The following is an 18586-nucleotide window of genomic DNA, read 5'->3' as shown; positions in this document are numbered from 1 at the left end:
TGCACGGCCGGAACCGAATCGAGGGGTCGTTGCGTCCAAGGAGATGTAGGGGAGTGAGCGGGCCGACAGTGGCCTCTCGGTCGATCGGCACGTGCGCCGCGGGTGCATGTGAATCGAGTATCGGAGACAAGGAGTCGAAGTGGGATATCCAGGGGGACCGGAAGTTACGGGTTCGTCGAACGGCGTCACGGTCACACCGCAGGAGCTCGTGGCCGCCGGTGCCACGATCGAAGGCCTGAGTGTGTCGATCAACGCGTCCAATTCGGCCGTTCGGTCGATCGTCGAGCAGACCGCCGAGGCGTGGGTCGGCAAGGCAGGCAAGTCTTTTCAGGACGTCATGGCTCAGTGGGACACCAGTGCGCAGAAGATGCGGAGCGCGCTCGAGCAGATCTCCGCGGACATCAAGACGAACGGCCACGGCTATTCGGACGCCGACGACGACAACGTGTCGGCCGTGAACCAGGTGGCCGGATCGCTGAATTCGGGACTGTCCTCGTTCAGGTGAACGTGCATCCGGTGACCACACGACAATCCACACGACCACGCTCGACCAAGGAGACCGATCCGACATGAAATACGACTTCGCGCAGATCGCGGCGCTGACCGAGGCGATGAACAAGCAGGCGAACGTGACCAAGGACCTTCTCGGGGACGTGGACAGCACCGCGAAGCGGCTCTACCAGTCGTGGGAGGGCGACGCGATGACGTCCTACTACGAGCTGCAGCGTCAGTGGAGCTCTGCATCCGACGAGCTCAACCTCATTCTGTCGAGCCTCGTCGCGGCCGCCCGCACCGGTGGCGAGACGATGCACGGCGTCGAGATGGCCAACAAGGCGCGGATGGCTCGCTGACCCGTCGTCACGAAGAGCGGAAGCCCCGACCGAGACCTCGGTCGGGGCTTCCGTCTTCCTCCAGCTCGGTTCTCGTGAGCCGGAGAAACTGGTCACGACGGCGGTCCGGGTGTCTACTGGTTCGGTGACGGACGTCGGAGCAGTACTTGGGGCCGAGCGGTCTCGTGCCGACCGTCGACTGGCGTCGCTTCGGGCCGAACTTGCGTCGGTGATCGAAGGATCGCGGCTGACCACCGACGACGACGAGCACGATCCCGAGGGGTCGACGATCGCGTTCGAGCGAGCGAAGATCGCCGCGCTGATCACCGACACCCAGTCGGAGATCCGCGAGATCGACGCGGCGGTCTCGCGGCTCACGGCCGGGACCTACGGTTCCTGCGAGCGGTGCGGAAGCGAGATCCCGGCGATCAGGCTCGAGGCTCTTCCCGCTGCCCGTCGATGCATGCAGTGTGTGCGCCTGCGCTGACGAGGTCGACGAGTCGAGGCGTCGACGAGCGGAGGTGTTTTGACCTGGGCGTCCGCTCCCGGTATCGTTCCCCGTTGGCGTGTATGGGCTCGCCGCGTACTTCTGTGCGTATCGAGCTCTTGTCCTCGGGTCTCAACTGGCCGCCGAGGGCATCCACTCGTCTTGGCCAGCAGCGACATCATGAAGACAGGAATTTTCTGTGTCTACTTACGCCCCGAAGGCCGGGGACACCACCCGGACGTGGCATGTGATCGACGCCACGGACGTCGTGCTCGGACGCCTCGCCGTCCAGGCCGCGACTCTGCTCCGCGGTAAGCACAAGCCCACCTACGCACCCAACGTCGACGGTGGCGACTTCGTCGTCATCATCAACGCCGAGAAGGTTGCCATCAGCGGCAACAAGCTCGACGGCAAGTTCCACCACCACCACTCCGGCCATCCGGGCGGTCTGAAGTCGCGCTCGACCCGTCAGGTCCTCGAGAGCAACCCCGATCGTCTCGTGGAGAAGGCCGTCGTCGGCATGATCCCCAAGAACAAGCTCGGTAATGCCATCGCGAGCAAGCTGAAGGTCTACGCGGGACCGAACCACCCGCATGCCGCTCAGCAGCCCGTTCCGTTCGAGATCAAGCAGGTGTCCCAGTGACGGCGCCGGAGGGAAATGACGTGACGTCGCAGGAGAACATCGAAGAGATCGCCGCCGACGAGTTCGTGGCAGTCGAAGATCCCGAGGTCGTCTCGGACATCGAAGCCGCAGCCGCTCCGGCCCCGATCGTGTTCGATCGCCCGATCCAGACCGTCGGTCGCCGTAAGGAAGCCGTCGCTCGCGTTCGGCTGTCCTCGGGCACCGGCGGATTCAAGCTCAACGGCCGCACCCTCGAGGATTACTTCCCCAACAAGGTGCACCAGCAGCTGATCAAGGCTCCGCTCGTTCTGGTGGACCGCGCAGAGTCCTTCGACATCGTCGCGCTGCTGCACGGCGGCGGACCGTCGGGACAGGCAGGCGCACTGCGTCTGGCCATCTCGCGTGCACTGATCGAGCTTGCACCCGACGATCGCCCGCCGCTCAAGGCCGCGGGCTACCTCACGCGTGACGCGCGTGCAGTCGAGCGCAAGAAGTACGGCCTGAAGAAGGCCCGTAAGGCGTCGCAGTACTCCAAGCGCTGACGCGTCTTACCCGTTTCATCCTCGAGGGCAGGCATCCAGCAGTATCGGACGCCTGCCCTCGAGGCATTTTCCACCACATTCTCTCCGCTCGAAGGGGTCTTGGTTCATGGCGCGATTGTTCGGCACCGACGGAGTTCGGGGACTTGCGGGCGGGGTTCTGACCGCTGAGCTGGCGTTGAGGATCGCGCGAGCCGCAGCCGCCGTGTTGGCACCGAACGTCGACGGCGTCAGGGCCGTCGCAGTGGTCGGTCGTGATCCGCGGGTGAGTGGGGCGATGCTGAGCGCAGCCGTGTCCGCCGGACTCACCGCATCGGGTGTCGACGTGATCGACGTCGGCGTACTGCCCACACCCGCAGTCGCCTACCTCACCGCCGAATACGACGCGGCGCTCGGCGTGATGATCTCGGCGTCCCACAATGCGATGCCCGACAACGGAATCAAGATCTTCGCTGCCGGTGGACACAAGCTGGACGACGACGTCGAGGACCGGATAGAAGCTGCCCTCGATCCCGAGGGGCGCTCCCGGAACGACGAACCGCCCTACGACGCCACCGGTGCAGCGATCGGCCGTATTGAACTCGCGCACGACGCCGCGGCGCGCTACACCGAACATCTGGCCGGATCGGTATCGCATCGACTCGACGGCGTGACCGTCGTGGTCGATTGCTCGCACGGTGCCGCCTCGGTCGTCGGGCCCGAGATCTACCGGCGGGCCGGTGCGACGGTCGTGGCGATCAATGCAGAACCCGACGGTCTGAACATCAACGACGGGTGCGGGTCGACGCACCTGGAGGGCTTGCAGAAGGCCGTCGTCGAGCACGGAGCCGACCTCGGGATCGCGCACGACGGCGACGCGGACCGATGCCTCGCCGTCGATGCGTCGGGTTCCGTGGTGGACGGCGACGCGATCATGACGGTACTGGCCATCGCGATGCACGACGCGGGCCACTTGACCGACGACACGTTGGTCGCGACGGTGATGAGCAACCTCGGTCTGCACATTGCGATGCGCGAGGCCGGAATCACGTTGCGCACCACCGCGGTCGGAGATCGGTACGTGCTCGAGGAGTTGCGCCGCGGCGGCTTCGCGCTCGGTGGCGAGCAGAGTGGGCACGTGGTGCTGCCCGCGGTCGGAACGACCGGAGACGGGATCGCCACGGCGCTGCGACTGATGGAGCGGATGGCGCAGACCGGGCGTTCGCTCGCGGATCTGGCGTCGGCCATGCGGACCCTGCCGCAGGTTCTGATCAACGTGCGCGTGTCCGACAAAGCAGCGGTGGCGTCGGCACCGTCGGTGTCGGACGCGGTGGCGTCGGCCGAACGGGAACTCGGGGAATCGGGTCGAGTTCTGTTGCGCCCCAGCGGTACCGAGCAGTTGGTGCGTGTGATGGTCGAAGCGTCCGAACTCGACGTCGCGACCCGGCTCGCCGAAGAGCTGGCGGGCCGGGTCGCGTCGGTCTGACGTCTCAGGCGGTGAGTTCGCGCAGTGCGGTCAGCTGCGCGACGCGTCCTGCGGTGTTCTCGGCGAGCGGCGCGACGTTCAGAGTGGTCACACCGGCCTCGGCGAAAGCTGCCACTCGCTCCTTGACGAAGCTTTCCGGGCCGATGAGGTTGACCGCGCGAGCGAGCTCGTCGGGCACTGCCGCGGCGGCCTCCTCCTTCTTGCCTGCCAGGTACAGGTCCTGGATTTTCTCGGCCTCGGCCTCGTACCCGTATCGCTGGGCCAAGGAGTTGTAGAAGTTCTTGCCCTTGGCTCCCATGCCGCCGATGTACAGCGCCAGGTGTGGCTTGACCCAGGGGAGGTACTTCTCCGCATCCTCGCCGATGGCGAGGGTGGGACTTGCGAAGACCTGCAGTTCGCCGAGTGACGGGTCACGCTTGGCCTTGCCTGCGGCGAGCGACTCGCCCCACACGTCGGCGGCCTTCTCCGGGAAGTAGAAGATGGGCTGCCAACCTTCGGCGATCTCGGCGGTGAGTTCGACATTCTTGGGTCCGAGTGCGGCGATGACGACCGGAATGCGATCGCGCACAGGGTGATTGATCAGCTTCAGGGGCTTGCCCAGGCCGGTTCCCCGGTCGGCGGGCAGTGGAATCTGGTAGTACTTGCCCTGGTGCTGCACCTTCTCGCGGCGCCAGACCTGGCGGCAGATCTCGATGACCTCGCGGGTTCGGGCGATGGGTGCGTCGTACTTGACGCCGTGGAAGCCCTCGACGACCTGTGGTCCCGACGCGCCCAGTCCGAGTACGAACCGGCCGTCGGAGACGTAGTCGAGACCGGCGGCGGTCATGGCGGTCAGTGACGGAGTCCTGGTGTAGATCTGGAAGATGCCGGAGGCGATCTTGATCGTGCTCGTCTTGGCCGCGAGGAACCCGAGTTGGCTGACGGCGTCGAACGAGTAGGCCTCGGGCACGAAAATGATGTCGAGACCCGCCTTCTCGAGCTCGGCCACCTCGGCGACGGTCTCGTTGAAACCACCGCTGTAGTTCAGCATCGTTCCGATGTGCATGGGACTCCTCGTTCGGTGAGCAGCTGGTGCAGCCACTTCAGGTACCTGTTACTGACATTTCACATCGGGACGTTACCGCTCTCTGCGGAACCGATGTGAGTCGGCGCACGTCATAGTGAGATAGGGGCACTGCGAGGGGGGACGGGAACGTATGAGCGATGGGGTTCGGGTGGACGTGGACCGAGTTCGCGGCGTGGCGGATGCATTGGCGTTGTCGGCGGAGGCGCTCGGCGACGCCGCCGATTCCGTGGCGGACGCAGGCTTCGGTACCGCGGGGGCAGGACGGATCTACGGTGACCTGGGCGCTGCCTATTCCCAGGCGCACCTCGGGCTCGGGCGTGCAGTCAGGGCCTGGAGGTCGTCGGTCGAGGACATTTCCGAAGCCCTCACCAGCGCGATGAACGAGTACGAGCAACAGGACGACGCCGCCTCGTACGCGATCGAGTCACACCGGTGACACTTCCGTCGGCCTCGTCCGGTGACGGGGCGTCGATCGACGACATTCTCGATGCCAACGCACAAGGACTGCTGTACTTCGAGCGCTTCCTGCCACTGGCGAGCCGCGTTCCGGGCGTCGACATCCCGCGATATCAGGACGTGTGCGCCAGGTACGACGAGCAGCGCGGACTGAACCTGGGCGCGCTCGGAGCCGATGCCGACGCCGTCGGGACGGTGTCCGCCGTACTCACCGATCAACTCGAGGAGCAGGTGCAACTTCGCCGGGTCCTTCAGTTGCGGTGGCACGGTGATGCGGGGGAGGCGGTTCGGACCTACCTTTCGGCCGAACAGGAGAAGGCTTCTCAGTTCCTGGCGTCGATCGAGGACTCTCATCAAACGATGTGTGCGGCCGTCGACGTTCTCCGTGACGCCGTGACCGACAAGGCCGAGCTCGTCGGCGGCATCGACATCGAGCTGGTGGACGGCAAAGATGTCGACCAGATCGACGCGATCGTCGTTGCGTCGGGAATCGAGTGCCTCCCGGTAGATCGAGAGGCGGTGTTCCCGCGATTGGCGTCTGCGTTCGAGGATCTGAAGGACAGGGCGCTCGGCGGTGATGTCTCCGACGAGTTCGCCGCCGAGGTGACCGAACGCTGCAGGCGGTGGATCGACACCGAGTTCGTACCGCGGGTGCAGGGTACGTGCGAGGCAGTCCTCGCAGCATGTACTGCCACGGACATCGCCGTCGAAAGATGTCTGGCTTTGGTGGTGGACGTTCTGGGAAGTGTTCACGAGCCATCGTTCGGCGAACTCGACGAGAGCAGTTGGGCGATGGAACCCGGGACGTCGGCGCTGTGGCCGGGGCCCGACGGCTCGTCCGCCGACCCGGGTCCGGCCGAGATCGGTTCTGCACCGGCCGTTTCCGGAGCCGAACCTGCAGCCGTCGGTTCGGCCGCGGTCGGACCTGCGGCGGTCGGACCTGCTGCGGTCGGACCGGCGGCGTCACTGCCGGGCGGCCACGGACCGGCCGGCGCAGACACCGTGCTTTCGGCCGGATATCCGACCGCTGACAACCCCGCCGGTGACGAGGTGGGGGATTCTCTGGACGGGCTCGTGGATCGAGTCGTCGCCGGCATCGTCGACCGGATCGACGATGCTCTGACCGAGACGATCGACGGTCGAGATCTCGACGGTTCCGGCGACACCGCAGTCGAGAGCCGGGCCGGTGAGAACGACACGAAGGACGCTGCTCCGGACGGCGACCGGCGACCCGAGCCGGCTCCGCTGCCGCCGCCCGGGCAGGCGTCGCCCACGCCCGGCGACGAGCGTGGTCATCTCGAGGCCGAGCTCGATGGGCATCGGGCCCGCATCGCGCTCGAACACGACGGTGTGGTGTCCCTCGAACTCGAGACTCCCGGACTCGGAACACGCTCGTTCGAGATGAGAATCGGACCGTTCGGCCTACCCGAGATCGTCGAGATTCCCGGAGTCGCCGACGCGGTGGACGTACCGGCTCCGGCTTCGGCGTTGCCGTCCGAACCCGTGCTCTCGTCCGAACCCGTGCTCCCGTCCGAACCGGTGCCTGCGACCGAGCCGGTCCCTGCGGCGGAATCGGTGCTCCCATCCGAGCCGGTGCCTGCGACCGAGCCGGTGCCCAACCCCGAGCCGGTCCCTGCGACCGAGCCGGTGCTTCCGTCCGAAGCCGATTCGGATGTGCAGGCGCAGTGCTCACCCGAATCGCCCGACCTCGAGCAGCCTGCCGAACAACACCCGGTGGCTGCCGACAGATCGGTGGCCGATGCACAGCCCGCCGCCCCGAGCACGGGTGCGGGACTGAGCGAAGCAGGGGCGCTGTGAGCACCGACACTGGGTGGCGACGGAAGTTGCATCGAATACGCGACGAGCACCGGGCCGCGATGTCGCGGGCGGCCGAGGCGTTGAGCCGGGCGCAGGCTCCTTCAGTCGACCGAGTCGACCGAGTCGACCGAGTCGACCGACGTTCGGCCGAGGTGAGCGGAGCGGACTCCGACGTCGAGCAGAGGTCGGGCTCGGTGCTGCAACCGGCTCACCTGGACCGGCGAGAACCCCCACCGCGTGTCGAGACCGACCCCGACAACGGGCCGCGATCGTGGCTGGTGTGACACCGTTCGGTGACGATGGGACTAGCCCCGTCCGAGCAACGCCTTGATCGAAGCCGTGGCCTTGGGCTTGGGCTGCTCGTCCAGTGGAGCATGTGGATCGACCGCTCGGGTGCCGTCGATGTCTCCTGCGGTTCCGGCCAGTTCTTCGTAGTCGGAGTCGCCGGTCAGATGGAACAGCAGGAAGGCGGTGAGGACGGCGCGGGTGCGTTGCTGAGTCTTGCGGTCGGGCTTGTTGATGCCGAGTGCGCCGAGGATCCGGCGGCCTTCGACGAATCCGTCCGCCGTCGAGCCGTCGACTCGCCGCAGAATGGACGGTCCGTTCCAGGCCTGGGCGAGCGCGAGTGAGTTGTCGGTGAGCGAGTCGGCGTTCGAATTGTCTCCGACGACGAGTCCCGGCACGGTGAGGCCCGCGGCGGCGTCCTCGGACGAGGGTGCCGTCGGAGCGGGGAACAGCGCGGCGACGGCCTTGATGTCGGATCGCCGGGAGGCGGCGAGAACTGCGGTGCCTGCCCCCATCGCGTGACCGGCCGTGGCGAGTTTGTCCGGATGCACGCTGATGTTGCCCGGGCCCAATCGGACGCCCGTCATGATGTCGAGCACAGTGCCCAGATCGGTGGCAAGACCGCGATGGGACGGTACGAGCCCGCGCTCGGTATCCGGTGCCGCAACCACGATGCCCCAGGACGCGAGATGCTTCAGGGTGTCGGTGTAGTGCTGGGGGCGCAGCATCCAGCCGTGTGCGAAGGCCACGCCGGGCAGGCCGAAGCCCTCGGCGGGGGTATAGACGACACCGGGTTGCCCGGCGAGGGCCAGGTCGCCTCGGAGCACCTTGTGCGGGCCGCGCTTGGAGAGAGCAGATGCCAGCTTCTTCGGTTTCGCCACGAGAGATGACGCTACCGAACCGCGGCGCGTCAGGTGACGGGGACACGTCCACCCGAGCGAATGGGTCGTGCGCGCCCCGCCGAGTACCCTGATTGTCCATGTGCGGAATCGTGGGTTACGTCGGCCACCGCCCAGCTCTGGGTGTGGTGGTCGAGGCGCTTCGGCGTATGGAATATCGGGGTTACGACTCTGCGGGCATAGCAATTCTCGACGGCGCGGGAGCGACGGCAGTCGAGCGCAAGGCCGGTCGCCTGGCCAATCTCGAAGCGGAACTGGACGACATCGGCACCGACACGTTCGTCGGCACCACCGGAATGGGACACACCCGTTGGGCGACGCACGGCCGTCCCACCGACCGCAACGCGCACCCGCATCGGGACGCGTCCGGCACCGTCGCGGTGGTGCACAACGGCATCATCGAGAACTTCGGTCCGCTGCGTGCGGAACTGGAAGCAGTCGGAATCGAGTTCCTGTCCGACACCGACACCGAGGTGGCCGTCCATCTCGTCTCGCGGGCCTACGCCGACGGCCCGACGGCCGGCGATTTCGTGGCCAGCGCGAAAGCAGTTCTGCGTCGCCTCGAGGGTGCGTTCACCCTGGTGTTCACCCATTCCGATCACGCGGACACGATCGTCGCGGCTCGTCGCTCGACGCCCCTGGTACTCGGTGTCGGCGAGGGTGAGATGTTCCTCGGGTCCGACGTCGCTGCGTTCATCGAGCACACCCGCGACGCCGTCGAACTCGGGCAGGATCAGGTCGTCGTCATCACCGCCGACGGCTACGACATCAGCGATTTCGAGGGCAACGAGGCGCAGGGACGTCCGTTCCGAATCGACTGGGACCTGGCAGCCGCCGAGAAGGGCGGCCACGACTACTTCATGCTCAAGGAGATTCAGGAGCAGCCCGCTGCTGTGGCGGATACGTTGCTCGGTCACTTCGACAACGGTCGAATCGTGCTCGACGAGCAGCGATTGTCCGACCAGGAGCTGCGCGACGTCGACAAGGTGTTCGTCGTGGCCTGCGGTAGCGCGTACCACTCCGGCCTGCTGGCCAAGTACGCGATCGAGCACTGGACCCGGCTGCCGGTCGAGGTGGAACTGGCCAGCGAATTCCGGTACCGCGACCCGGTTCTCGACCGTTCGACCCTCGTCGTGGCCATCTCGCAATCCGGTGAGACTGCGGACACACTCGAAGCCGTTCGGCACGCCAAGGACCAGAAGGCGCGGGTTCTCGCGGTGTGCAACACCAACGGCTCGCAGATTCCACGTGAGGCCGACGCTGTGCTCTACACGCGGGCCGGTCCGGAGATCGGCGTCGCGTCGACCAAGGCCTTCCTCGCCCAGGTGACCGCCAACTATCTCGTCGGACTGGCGTTGGCGCAGGCACGCGGCACCAAGTACCCCGACGAGGTCGCGCGCGAATTCGCCGAACTCGAAGCGATGCCCGAGTTGGTGCAGCGGGTGCTCGAGACGGTCGAACCGGTTCGGGCACTCGCGCGCGAGCTCTCGACGGCCACGACCATTCTGTTCCTCGGCCGACACGTCGGATACCCCGTTGCTCTCGAGGGCGCGCTCAAGCTCAAGGAACTCGCGTACATGCACGCCGAGGGTTTCGCGGCGGGCGAGCTCAAGCACGGTCCCATCGCGCTCATCGAGGACGGTGTCCCGGTGATCGTCGTGATGCCTTCGCCCAAGGGTCGGGCGGTGTTGCACTCGAAGATGCTGAGCAACATTCGCGAGATTCAGGCGCGTGGGGCGAGAACGGTCGTCATCGCCGAAGAAGGCGACGAGGCAGTGCGGCCCTTCGCGGACAACTTGATCGAGATCCCGGCGGCCTCGACGCTGTTGCAGCCGCTGTTGTCGACGATCCCGCTTCAGGTCTTCGCCGCCGAGGTCGCCCAGGCACGCGGCTACGACGTGGACAAGCCGCGCAACCTGGCCAAGTCCGTCACCGTCGAGTAGCGATCGGCATGCGCGGCTACTACACACCCGAGCAGATTCGGAACGCGGAAGCGCCGCTGCTGGATTCCCTGCCGAACGGCGTGCTGATGCGCCGCGCCGCGTACGGATTGGCCGCGGTCGTGGCAGGCGAGCTGACCGTGCGTACGGGCGGCGTCGTGGGGCGGCGGGTGACGATTCTGGTCGGTACCGGCGACAACGGCGGGGACGGTCTGTGGGCAGGGGCGTTCCTGCGTCGGCGCGGCGTCTCGGTCTCGGCACTCCTACTCGATCCGACGCGGGCGCATCCCGAGGGTCTCGCGGCCCTGCGATCGTCGGGTGGACGCGTGGTGAGCAGGTGCGGACCTGCCGATCTCGTGGTCGACGCCATCGTGGGCATTTCCGGCAAGGGCCCGTTGCGGCCCGATGCTGCTGCGGTGGTCGAGCAGATCACTGCTCCGATCGTGGCCGTGGACGTGCCCAGTGGAGTCGACGCGGAGACCGGTGCGGCACCGGGGCCTGCCGTGTCGGCCGCTGTGACGGTGACGTTCGGTGCGCGCAAGCCGGTTCACGCGTTGGCCGTACCTCGTTGCGGCCGAATCGAACTCGTGGACATCGGCTTGAAGCTGCCGGCTCCGGCGATGACGTCCTTCGAGCCGGTCGACGTGGGACGGATATGGCCGATCCCGACAGCTACCGACGACAAGTACTCGCAGGGGGTTGTGGGTGTTCTGGCCGGCAGCGACACGTTCCCCGGTGCCGCGCTGCTCTGTGTGGGAGCGGCAGTCGCGGCGACCTCCGGAATGGTCCGCTACGTGGGTAGCGCAGGCGCAGAGGTTGTCTCGCACTACCCGGAGGTCGTGTCCGCACCGAATCTCGACGCGGCAGGGAAGGTGCAGGCGTGGGTGGTCGGTCCCGGATTCGGCACCGACGAGGAGTCGGCGGAGATCGTGCGTCGAGTTCTGGACACGGATCTGCCCGTCGTCGTCGACGCGGACGCGCTCACGGTCCTCGCCCGCAACGAGCGCTGGGTCGCCGGACGTGCGGCACCGACTCTGCTGACCCCGCATGCCGGGGAGTTCGCCCGCCTGACCGGATCCGACCCGGCACCCGACCGAGTGGGATCGGTCCGAGATCTCGCCGCGCGCTGGGGCGTCACCGTGCTCCTCAAGGGACGAGCGACGATCGTCGCCGATGCGGACGGCACCACGTTCGTCAGCGACGCCGGAGGGTCGGCGGCGTCGACCGCGGGCTCGGGCGACGTACTGTCGGGCATCCTCGGGGCCCTGCTCGCGTCGGGGATGGCACCGTCCACTGCGGCTGCCTGCGGCGCGAAGGTCCACGCACTGGCCGCGGCCCGTGCGGCTCACGGGTCGGACGGAGAGTTCGCGGCACCCATTTCTGCGAGCCCACTGTGCGAGTCCATCCGCGACGCCATCCGAACCGTGCGCTCGCTCACGATGTGACCCCGGTCGTGCGTGGCCCACGTTCGATGTCGGATGTGTCACGGGTTGTGGCACCCTGATCCGTCGTATTCGCGGCTCGGATGGCACTATCGAATGTTGTGAGTATCGGTTGTGGCGACGAGGAGACCGATCCTCGGACGGGTTCGGGTGCCGTCGCGACCGTCGACCTCGACGCAGTTGCGCACAACGTCCGCGTGTTGCAGCAGTTCGCCGGGGACGCCGCCGTGATGGCGGTCGTCAAGGCCGACGGATACAACCACGGTGCCGTCGAGGTAGCACGCGCCGCGGTCGCCGCGGGGGCGCAGGAGCTCGGCGTCACCACCATCGGTGAGGCCCTCGAGCTCCGTGCTGCTGGTGTGACCGTCCCGGTGTTGGCGTGGCTGCACCGAACGGACTCCGATTTCGCGGCGGCGATAGCCGGGCAGGTCGGGATCGGGGTATCCACGGCTGCCCAGCTCGACGCTGTGGTCGACGCTGCACGCAGGGTCGGTTCCACCGCTGATCTCTCGCTCAAGATCGATACCGGGCTCAATCGCAACGGGGTCGCGGAACCGGATCTCGACGCCGTTCTCGACGCTACTGCCGTCGCGGTCGCGGAGGGCGCTGTGCGATTGACCGGAATGTTCTCGCATCTGGCCTGCTCCGACGAACCGGCTCACCCCGCCAACGACGCCCAGGCCGAGCGGCTTCGCGACGCGGTGCGGCGCGCCACCCGGCGCGGAACCCCTCCCGCCGTCGTGCACCTGTCCAACTCGGCAGCGGCGCTGACCAGACCCGATCTCGGTTTCGACATGGTCCGCCCGGGTATTGCTCTGTACGGCCTGTCCCCGGTGCCCGAACTGGGAACGTTCGAACTGCACCCGGTCATGACTCTCACGGCGCAGGTGGCGAACATCAAGAAGGTGAGCGAAGGTGAATCTGTGTCCTACGGCTACACCTGGACCGCTCCCGCCGACACCGTGGTCGCCCTCGTCGCTCTCGGATACGCCGACGGGGTCGTCCGCCGCCTCAGCGGGCGGTTCGAGGTGACCATCGCAGGTCGTCGCTATCCCTCCGTCGGGCGCGTGTGCATGGATCAGTTCGTCGTCGACCTCGGCGGCAGTGACTCGGGTGTCGCAGTCGGCGACGAGGCGTTACTGTTCGGACCGGGGGACAGGGGAGAGGCACACGCCCAGGATTGGGCAGACGCGCTCGAGACCATCAGCTACGAAGTCGTGACCGGCGTTCGTGGACGTGTTCGGCGACGGTTCGTCGGCGCTCGCTCAGGGGAGGCGACGATCTAGATCATGCTCGGATTGCTGGAGAGTATTGCAATTGTGGTGCGCGAGACGGCGTTCCGGTCCAACAAGGACCCGCTGGCCACCGAGAACCTCGACCTGATGGACGCAGACCGGGGCAGCATCGTCACGGCGGACGACGGTGTACCCCTCGCGGTGCGCGAGGTGGGTCCGGCGGACGCCGAGACCACCGTGATCTTCGTCCACGGTTACTGCCTGCGCATGTCGTCCTGGCATTTCCAACGGCGGGCGCTCGAACAGCAGTGGGGTTCGACAGTGCGCATGGTCTTCTACGACCAGCGCGGTCACGGGCGTTCCGGGGTACCGAGCCCGGAGAGCTGCACCATCGGCCAGCTCGGCCTCGATCTCGATGCGGTGATCCGCTCGGTGGTACCACGCGGACGCATCGTTCTGGTCGGGCACTCGATGGGCGGCATGTCGATCCTGTCCATGGCGCGGCAACGGTCGGAGGTTCTGCGGCAGCGAGTCATCGGAGCGGTCCTGATCTCGACGACTGCTGCCGGTCTCGCGCAGTCCGGGGTGGGTCGTAGTCTGCAGAATCCGGCGGTCGATGCGTTCCGCGCGGCAGTGCGGACGTCACCGGGCCTGGTGCAGTTCGGCCGCGGCGCGGTACGTGCGCTCATCTCGCCGGTCCTGCGCGCGGCGTCGTACGGTACCCGGGTCTCGCCGCGGTTGGTGGCGTTCTCGCAGTCGATGATCGACGACACCTCCGTCGTCACGATCGTCAACTTCCTCGAGACGCTCGAGTTGCACGACGAGTCCGAAGCTCTGCTGGAGTTCGAGAACATTCCGGTGTCGGTGGTGTGCGGGGACGAGGATTGGATCATTCCGTTCGCCAGCTCGGAGGCTCTCGCTCAGGCCCTGCCGCGTTCGGAGATGGTGCGGGTGCGCCAGGGTGGGCACCTGGTTCAACTCGAATTCCCCGAACAGGTCAACGGCGCGATACAGCGGCTCGTGGCACGGGCGACGGAGGTCGCGGGCAAGAAGCGACGGTGGGGCGTTGTCTGACGAGCCGCTGACCTTGCCGGTGGACGTCGAATTGGTCACTGCCGCAGACACTGCCGAGTTCGGTGCGCGACTGGCGGACGTTCTGGTCGCAGGCGATCTGGTGATCCTCGACGGCCCGCTCGGGGCCGGAAAGACCGCCATGACCAAGGGGATCGCGGCCGGACTCGGTGTGCAGGGCCGCGTCACCTCGCCGACGTTCGTCATCGCGCGAGAGCATCGGCCCGGCCCACGGCCCCGTGGGCTACCGCCGGTTGCGCTGGTCCACGTCGATGCTTATCGGCTCGGGATGACGGGGCAGTCGGCCGTCGACGAACTCGATGCACTCGACCTCGATACCGACCTCACCGACGCCGTCGTCGTGGTCGAGTGGGGCGAGGGATTGGTCGAGAAGCTGACGGACGGCCATGTGTCGGTTCGTCTGACGCGTGATCCGGACTCCGATGTTCGCCGCGCGACGGTGAGTCGGGTGCCCGGCCGGGCGGATCCGCGAGATCGATCCTGACCGGGTACCGGGTGTGCGGCCGAATCCCCGGTGACGGGTAATCTGAAATATCGTGCTTGTACTTGCCGTCGACACCTCGACCCCCGCCGTCACCGCAGGTGTGGTGAGCCTGACCGAGTCCACGGCCGGTGCAGCGACCACGACGCTCGCCACCCGGGTTCGAGTGGACGCGCGATCGCACGCTGAAATCCTGACGCCCAACATCGTCGAGTGCCTGGCCGAGGCCGACATCACCGCAGCCGAACTGGGTGCCGTCGTCGTGGGCGTGGGCCCCGGGCCCTACACCGGCCTACGGGTGGGAATGGCGACGGCTGCGGCGTTCGGGGACGCACTCGGTCTTCCGGTATACGGCGTGTGCAGTCTCGACGCCATCGCCGCAGATGTCTCCGAGCCCGGGTCGCTTCTGGTGGTGACCGATGCGCGCCGACGCGAAATCTACTGGGCGCGTTACGAAGCCGGCGTGCGGGTGGCGGGACCCGACGTTGTCGCCCCGGCCGAGCTCGATAGTCTCGGAGTCGACGCGGTCGCTGGATCGGCCCCGCATGCTGCGGCATTCGAACTTCCGATTCGTGATGTGCAGGCGCCGTCCGCAGCCGGATTGGTTGCGGTTGCTGCCGCCGATATCGGCAGCGGTATCGTCCCGGGCCCGCTCGTCCCGTTGTACCTGCGCCGCCCCGACGCCAAGACGCTCGACGAGCGCGCCGCAGCGAAGGCTGCGAAGTGACGGTGTCGATCGAGTCGATGACGGCGGCGGACGCTGCTCGGTGCGCGTACCTCGAGACCGTGCTGTTCCCGGGTGACGACCCGTGGGCCGAGGATGCGTTCATCGCGGAACTGGCGGCACCACACAATCATTACGTCACGGCGCGGGAGAACGGTGAGGTCGTCGGCTACGCAGGCATCTCTCTGTTGGGGCAGCCGAGCCGCGGAGCGTTCGTCGTCGGAGAGTCCGAGGTGCACACCATCGGTGTCGATCCGGCGCATCACCGCAGAGGAATCGGCGGGCGACTGCTCGACGAACTGCTGCGCGTGGCCGACGAGCACGGTGGGCCGGTCTTTCTCGAGGTCCGCACCGACAACGAGCCTGCCATCGAGTTGTACCGACGCGAAGGGTTCGAGATCGTGGGCACCAGGGCGAAGTACTACCAACCGAGCGGGGCCGATGCCTTCACCATGCGTCGGTTCGAGAAGACGGAAGGACCGGCCCGATGATCGTCATGGGTATCGAAAGTTCCTGCGACGAAACAGGAGTCGGGATCGTCCGGTGGGGCGGGGCAGGCACGTGCGAGCTGATGGCCGACGAGGTGGCCTCGAGTGTCGACGAACACGCGCGGTACGGCGGAGTGGTGCCCGAGGTGGCGTCGCGCGCGCACCTCGAGGCCATCGTGCCGACCATGCGGCGGGCTCTGGCAGCCGCGGACATCGAGCGTCCCGACGCCGTCGCGGTGACGATCGGACCGGGGTTGGCAGGGGCCTTGCTGGTCGGGGTTGCCGCCGCCAAGGCCTACGCCGCGGCCTGGGGTGTGCCCTTCTACGCGGTGAACCACCTCGGTGGGCACGTCGCGGTCGACACGCTCGAGCACGGGCCGATGCCGTCGTGCGTGGCACTGTTGGTCTCGGGTGGTCACACTCATCTGCTGCACGTGGACGATCTGTCTCGGCCGATCGCCGAGCTCGGGACCACCGTCGACGACGCAGCCGGGGAGGCCTTCGACAAGGTTGCACGGCTGCTGGGATTGGGCTATCCGGGTGGTCCGGCCCTCGATGATGCTGCGCGCGAAGGTGATCCGGCCGCGATCGCGTTTCCCCGAGGAATGACCGGCCCACGCGACGCCCGCTACGACTTCTCGTTCTCCGGGGTCAAGACGGCTGTCGCCCGGTTCGTCGAGGCCCGGCAGCGCGCGGGAGATCCGATTCCGGTCGCGGACATCGCCGCGTCCTTCCAGGAATCCGTCGCCGATGTCCTGACGATGAAGGCCGTCCGTGCGGCAACCGACGTCGACGTCGACACGATAGTTCTGGGTGGGGGTGCCACCGCCAACTCTCGCATCCGTTCGCTGATCGAAAGCCGTTGTGCCGAGCAGGGTTTGACGCTCAGAATTCCGAAGCCGCGATTGTGTACCGACAACGGGGTGATGATCGCGGCACTGGGCGCGCACCTCGTCGCGGGCGGAGCACAGCCTTCGGCCTTGACCGCAGTGACCGATCCCGGCCTGTCGGTCGCGATCAGTCAGGTGCCCGGCTGAGGGGCCTGCGCGGACGCGGCGGTGGTCTCGGACGAACGGGTTGTCGACGGCACGGCCGCGGACAGAGGCTCACTCGAAGGGGCCGGTGCAGGCGGCGACCACACCGTCGGTGGTGCCGTCAGTTCCGGCGTGGGCTCCGAACCGCTGACATCGGTGGTCGGCGCGCCGATCGACTCGGTCGGCACCGGCGTGACCTCGGTCGTCGGTACCGGCACGATCTCGGTCGTATCGCTCGGGTCCGAAGACTCGATCGGTTCGGAAGGCTCTACCGGAATCGTGGTGACCGAGGTCGGCGGTTCGATGGGAACTGCGGTGGTGACATCGGGGGACGCAGGATTCGACGTGGGATCGATCGGCCATTCGATCTGCGGGAGATCGGGGGCCGGCCGCAGCGTCGGGGTGCTGGTCGGCACAGCGGTGGTCGTGAACCGAGCCGACGATCCGTCGCCGTCGACGGAGGTTGCCGTCGGGTCGGACCGATCGCCCGGGGTGAGCCCGGCGGTGGGGCGGTTCTCGTCGGGGGACCAGCCCTCGGTGACCGGCGTACCGGCGTCGCTCGATTCGGTCGCGTCGCGGGCGGTACTTCCGGCCGGTGAGACGTTGGGGTCTTCGGCCGGTGCCATTGTCTGCACACCGTAGGCGAGTACCAGTCCGCCCGCGACGACGGCAGCCGCGATCGCACCGGAGTATCGGCTCATCCGGCTCGCGGTGTTGCGCGTGGCCGAGACGAGTTGGTACCCACCACCGACGGCCGATGCGGCGACGGCAGCAGCGCCGACGGCAAGAACGGCGTCGGGTTCCGGCAGTCGAAGGACCGGGGCGTGGAACATGTCGGTGAGCGTGGACGCGAGCAGGGGAATGTGCGCCCCTCCGCCGATCAGCACGATGACCTCGGGTTCGTGAGTGCTCTCGTCGAACACCTGCCGGACGAACCGAGCTGCGGTGTCGAAGGTGGGGGTCGCGGCGGCTTCGAACGCGTCACGGGTGACCGTCAGCGGGATTCCGCTGTAACGCTCGATGCGGACCTCGTCCTCCTGGGAGAGGCGTTCCTTGATCGATCGGTACCGCGCGGAGCCGATTCCTCGGTTGTCGCGGATGTCGTCCCGAAGATTGTCACGGGTCATGTCCTGCACGAGGTTCTTGACGAGCACGTCGAGTGCGTCGCCGGCGACGGCGTCCGACCGGCCGTGCGCCAGTACCGTCTCGGCGGTCCGATCGGTGACGGTGACCGACATGCCCGAGGCTCCGAGATCGACCAGCGCGATCGTGTCGTACCGGTCGATCAGGCCGGTGGTCGCCAGGTGCGCGGATGCGGCTGCGGACTCCGGCACCAGTCGAACGTCACGAGTGGTGTGGGCCAGCGCCGCGCGAATGCCCGCAGCGTGCTCCTCCGTGCGGTAGGTGACGGCGATCGCGTCGGGGGACCGGTGGCCGGGGATCAGGGAGGCCATGAGTTCTATGGACGAGGTGACCAGATCGCCGATGTCGGTGTTGGCTTGACGGTCGGCCGAGACCGTTCGGTACTCGACTGTGCGAGAACCGTCGGTGTCGACGGTGACGAGGGCTGCGCACACGACCTCGGATCCGGTGGATATGCCCACTCCTACCCGCATGCTTCACCTCCCGCCCCTGTGTATCTGTCGGAAATCGACTGCCCTGAGTGCCTTGTCGCGGCACAGC

At 67.3% G+C, this 18586-nt stretch carries 20 protein-coding genes; 17 read left to right on the top strand and 3 right to left on the bottom strand.

What is annotated here, in order from left to right:
- Window positions 1-139: 139 nt before the first annotated feature.
- The 6 genes from CH306_RS00770 (at window position 140) to glmM (ending at window position 3943) form a co-directional block, all read left to right on the top strand.
- Window positions 140-505 (top strand): WXG100 family type VII secretion target, encoded by a 366-nt coding sequence (locus CH306_RS00770; RefSeq protein ID WP_176459470.1) that lies wholly within the window; start codon window positions 140-142, stop codon window positions 503-505.
- 64 nt (window positions 506-569) lie between these two features.
- The gene (locus tag CH306_RS00765; protein ID WP_032397518.1) at window positions 570-851 is read left to right on the top strand and encodes a WXG100 family type VII secretion target; all 282 of its coding nucleotides are present in this window, start codon (window positions 570-572) and stop codon (window positions 849-851) included.
- Window positions 852-975: 124 nt separating this feature from the next.
- Window positions 976-1317 (top strand): TraR/DksA family transcriptional regulator, encoded by a 342-nt coding sequence (locus CH306_RS00760; RefSeq protein ID WP_094632409.1) that lies wholly within the window; start codon window positions 976-978, stop codon window positions 1315-1317.
- 199 nt (window positions 1318-1516) lie between these two features.
- On the top strand, window positions 1517-1960 hold the full coding sequence (gene rplM, locus CH306_RS00755) for a 50S ribosomal protein L13 (protein WP_032397517.1): 444 nt from the start codon (window positions 1517-1519) through the stop codon (window positions 1958-1960).
- On the top strand, window positions 1957-2481 hold the full coding sequence (gene rpsI / locus CH306_RS00750; protein ID WP_032397516.1) for a 30S ribosomal protein S9: 525 nt from the start codon (window positions 1957-1959) through the stop codon (window positions 2479-2481). Before rplM ends, rpsI begins: the two co-directional genes overlap by 4 nt.
- A gap of 106 nt (window positions 2482-2587) precedes the next feature.
- Entirely contained in the window at window positions 2588-3943 is a 1356-nt protein-coding gene (glmM, locus tag CH306_RS00745) for a phosphoglucosamine mutase (protein ID WP_094632411.1), read from the top strand.
- 4 nt (window positions 3944-3947) lie between these two features.
- On the opposite strand, the gene CH306_RS00740 is transcribed toward glmM, so the two are convergent.
- A complete protein-coding gene (locus tag CH306_RS00740; RefSeq protein WP_032397514.1) occupies window positions 3948-4988 on the bottom strand; it encodes an LLM class F420-dependent oxidoreductase in 1041 nt (346 codons plus the stop codon).
- Between the two features lie 151 nt (window positions 4989-5139).
- Here CH306_RS00740 and CH306_RS00735 point away from each other — a divergent pair, with 151 nt between their 5' ends.
- From CH306_RS00735 to CH306_RS00725, 3 genes are read left to right on the top strand one after another with little or no spacing between them, the layout of a single operon-like run.
- Window positions 5140-5445, top strand: a complete 306-nt coding sequence (locus CH306_RS00735) for a type VII secretion target (RefSeq protein ID WP_094645375.1) — start codon at window positions 5140-5142, stop codon at window positions 5443-5445.
- Entirely contained in the window at window positions 5442-7283 is a 1842-nt protein-coding gene (locus CH306_RS00730) for a hypothetical protein (protein ID WP_094645374.1), read from the top strand. The genes CH306_RS00735 and CH306_RS00730 overlap by 4 nt, the downstream gene beginning before the upstream one ends.
- A complete protein-coding gene (locus CH306_RS00725) occupies window positions 7280-7567 on the top strand; it encodes a hypothetical protein (protein ID WP_143545406.1) in 288 nt (95 codons plus the stop codon). Before CH306_RS00730 ends, CH306_RS00725 begins: the two co-directional genes overlap by 4 nt.
- Window positions 7568-7588: 21 nt before the next feature.
- On the opposite strand, the gene CH306_RS00720 is transcribed toward CH306_RS00725, so the two are convergent.
- Window positions 7589-8449 carry a dienelactone hydrolase family protein gene (locus CH306_RS00720; RefSeq protein WP_032397510.1) on the bottom strand — a complete coding sequence of 287 codons (861 nt, stop codon included), beginning with the start codon at window positions 8447-8449 and terminating at the stop codon, window positions 7589-7591.
- A gap of 98 nt (window positions 8450-8547) precedes the next feature.
- On the opposite strand from CH306_RS00720, the gene glmS reads away from it, so the two are divergent.
- The 8 genes from glmS (at window position 8548) to tsaD (ending at window position 16906) form a co-directional block, all read left to right on the top strand.
- The gene (gene glmS, locus CH306_RS00715; protein ID WP_032397509.1) at window positions 8548-10410 is read left to right on the top strand and encodes a glutamine--fructose-6-phosphate transaminase (isomerizing); all 1863 of its coding nucleotides are present in this window, start codon (window positions 8548-8550) and stop codon (window positions 10408-10410) included.
- A gap of 8 nt (window positions 10411-10418) precedes the next feature.
- A complete protein-coding gene (locus CH306_RS00710; protein ID WP_094632419.1) occupies window positions 10419-11852 on the top strand; it encodes an NAD(P)H-hydrate dehydratase in 1434 nt (477 codons plus the stop codon).
- Window positions 11853-11932: 80 nt separating this feature from the next.
- Window positions 11933-13135, top strand: a complete 1203-nt coding sequence (gene alr / locus CH306_RS00705; protein ID WP_094645372.1) for an alanine racemase — start codon at window positions 11933-11935, stop codon at window positions 13133-13135.
- Window positions 13136-13138: 3 nt separating this feature from the next.
- Entirely contained in the window at window positions 13139-14158 is a 1020-nt protein-coding gene (locus tag CH306_RS00700) for an alpha/beta fold hydrolase (RefSeq protein ID WP_094645371.1), read from the top strand.
- Entirely contained in the window at window positions 14151-14660 is a 510-nt protein-coding gene (gene tsaE / locus CH306_RS00695) for a tRNA (adenosine(37)-N6)-threonylcarbamoyltransferase complex ATPase subunit type 1 TsaE (protein ID WP_094645370.1), read from the top strand. Before CH306_RS00700 ends, tsaE begins: the two co-directional genes overlap by 8 nt.
- A 52-nt stretch (window positions 14661-14712) precedes the next feature.
- Complete coding sequence (gene tsaB / locus CH306_RS00690) at window positions 14713-15384, top strand: tRNA (adenosine(37)-N6)-threonylcarbamoyltransferase complex dimerization subunit type 1 TsaB (RefSeq protein ID WP_094645369.1); 672 nt, start codon at window positions 14713-14715, stop codon at window positions 15382-15384.
- A complete protein-coding gene (gene rimI, locus CH306_RS00685; RefSeq protein ID WP_032397504.1) occupies window positions 15381-15872 on the top strand; it encodes a ribosomal protein S18-alanine N-acetyltransferase in 492 nt (163 codons plus the stop codon). The genes tsaB and rimI overlap by 4 nt, the downstream gene beginning before the upstream one ends.
- Window positions 15869-16906: a tRNA (adenosine(37)-N6)-threonylcarbamoyltransferase complex transferase subunit TsaD gene (gene tsaD, locus CH306_RS00680; RefSeq protein WP_032397503.1), complete on the top strand. Its 1038-nt coding sequence runs from the start codon at window positions 15869-15871 to the stop codon at window positions 16904-16906. Before rimI ends, tsaD begins: the two co-directional genes overlap by 4 nt.
- Here tsaD and CH306_RS00675 read toward each other — a convergent pair.
- Complete coding sequence (locus CH306_RS00675) at window positions 16891-18519, bottom strand: Hsp70 family protein (protein WP_094645368.1); 1629 nt, start codon at window positions 18517-18519, stop codon at window positions 16891-16893. The two genes, tsaD and CH306_RS00675, sit on opposite strands and share 16 nt — an antisense overlap.
- Window positions 18520-18586: the final 67 nt, after the last annotated feature.

The sequence above is a fragment of the Rhodococcus sp. 15-725-2-2b genome (genome assembly GCF_002259075.1).
Taxonomy (GTDB): Bacteria; Actinomycetota; Actinomycetes; order Mycobacteriales; family Mycobacteriaceae; genus Rhodococcoides.
This window is presented reverse-complemented; position numbering and strand designations above follow the sequence as displayed.

Bases quoted from the DNA above. Each gene is read 5' to 3' on its own strand.
- CH306_RS00700 (WP_094645371.1), top strand. From the start codon at position 13,139: ATGCTCGGATTGCTGGAGAGTATTGCAATTGTGGTGCGCGAGACGGCG.
- CH306_RS00735 (WP_094645375.1), top strand. From the start codon at position 5,140: ATGAGCGATGGGGTTCGGGTGGACGTGGACCGAGTTCGCGGCGTGGCG.
- CH306_RS00765 (WP_032397518.1), top strand. From the start codon at position 570: ATGAAATACGACTTCGCGCAGATCGCGGCGCTGACCGAGGCGATGAAC.
- glmM (WP_094632411.1), top strand. From the start codon at position 2,588: ATGGCGCGATTGTTCGGCACCGACGGAGTTCGGGGACTTGCGGGCGGG.
- tsaD (WP_032397503.1), top strand. From the start codon at position 15,869: ATGATCGTCATGGGTATCGAAAGTTCCTGCGACGAAACAGGAGTCGGG.
- CH306_RS00675 (WP_094645368.1), bottom strand. From the start codon at position 18,519: ATGCGGGTAGGAGTGGGCATATCCACCGGATCCGAGGTCGTGTGCGCA.
- alr (WP_094645372.1), top strand. From the start codon at position 11,933: ATGGCACTATCGAATGTTGTGAGTATCGGTTGTGGCGACGAGGAGACC.
- CH306_RS00710 (WP_094632419.1), top strand. From the start codon at position 10,419: ATGCGCGGCTACTACACACCCGAGCAGATTCGGAACGCGGAAGCGCCG.
- CH306_RS00740 (WP_032397514.1), bottom strand. From the start codon at position 4,988: ATGCACATCGGAACGATGCTGAACTACAGCGGTGGTTTCAACGAGACC.
- glmS (WP_032397509.1), top strand. From the start codon at position 8,548: ATGTGCGGAATCGTGGGTTACGTCGGCCACCGCCCAGCTCTGGGTGTG.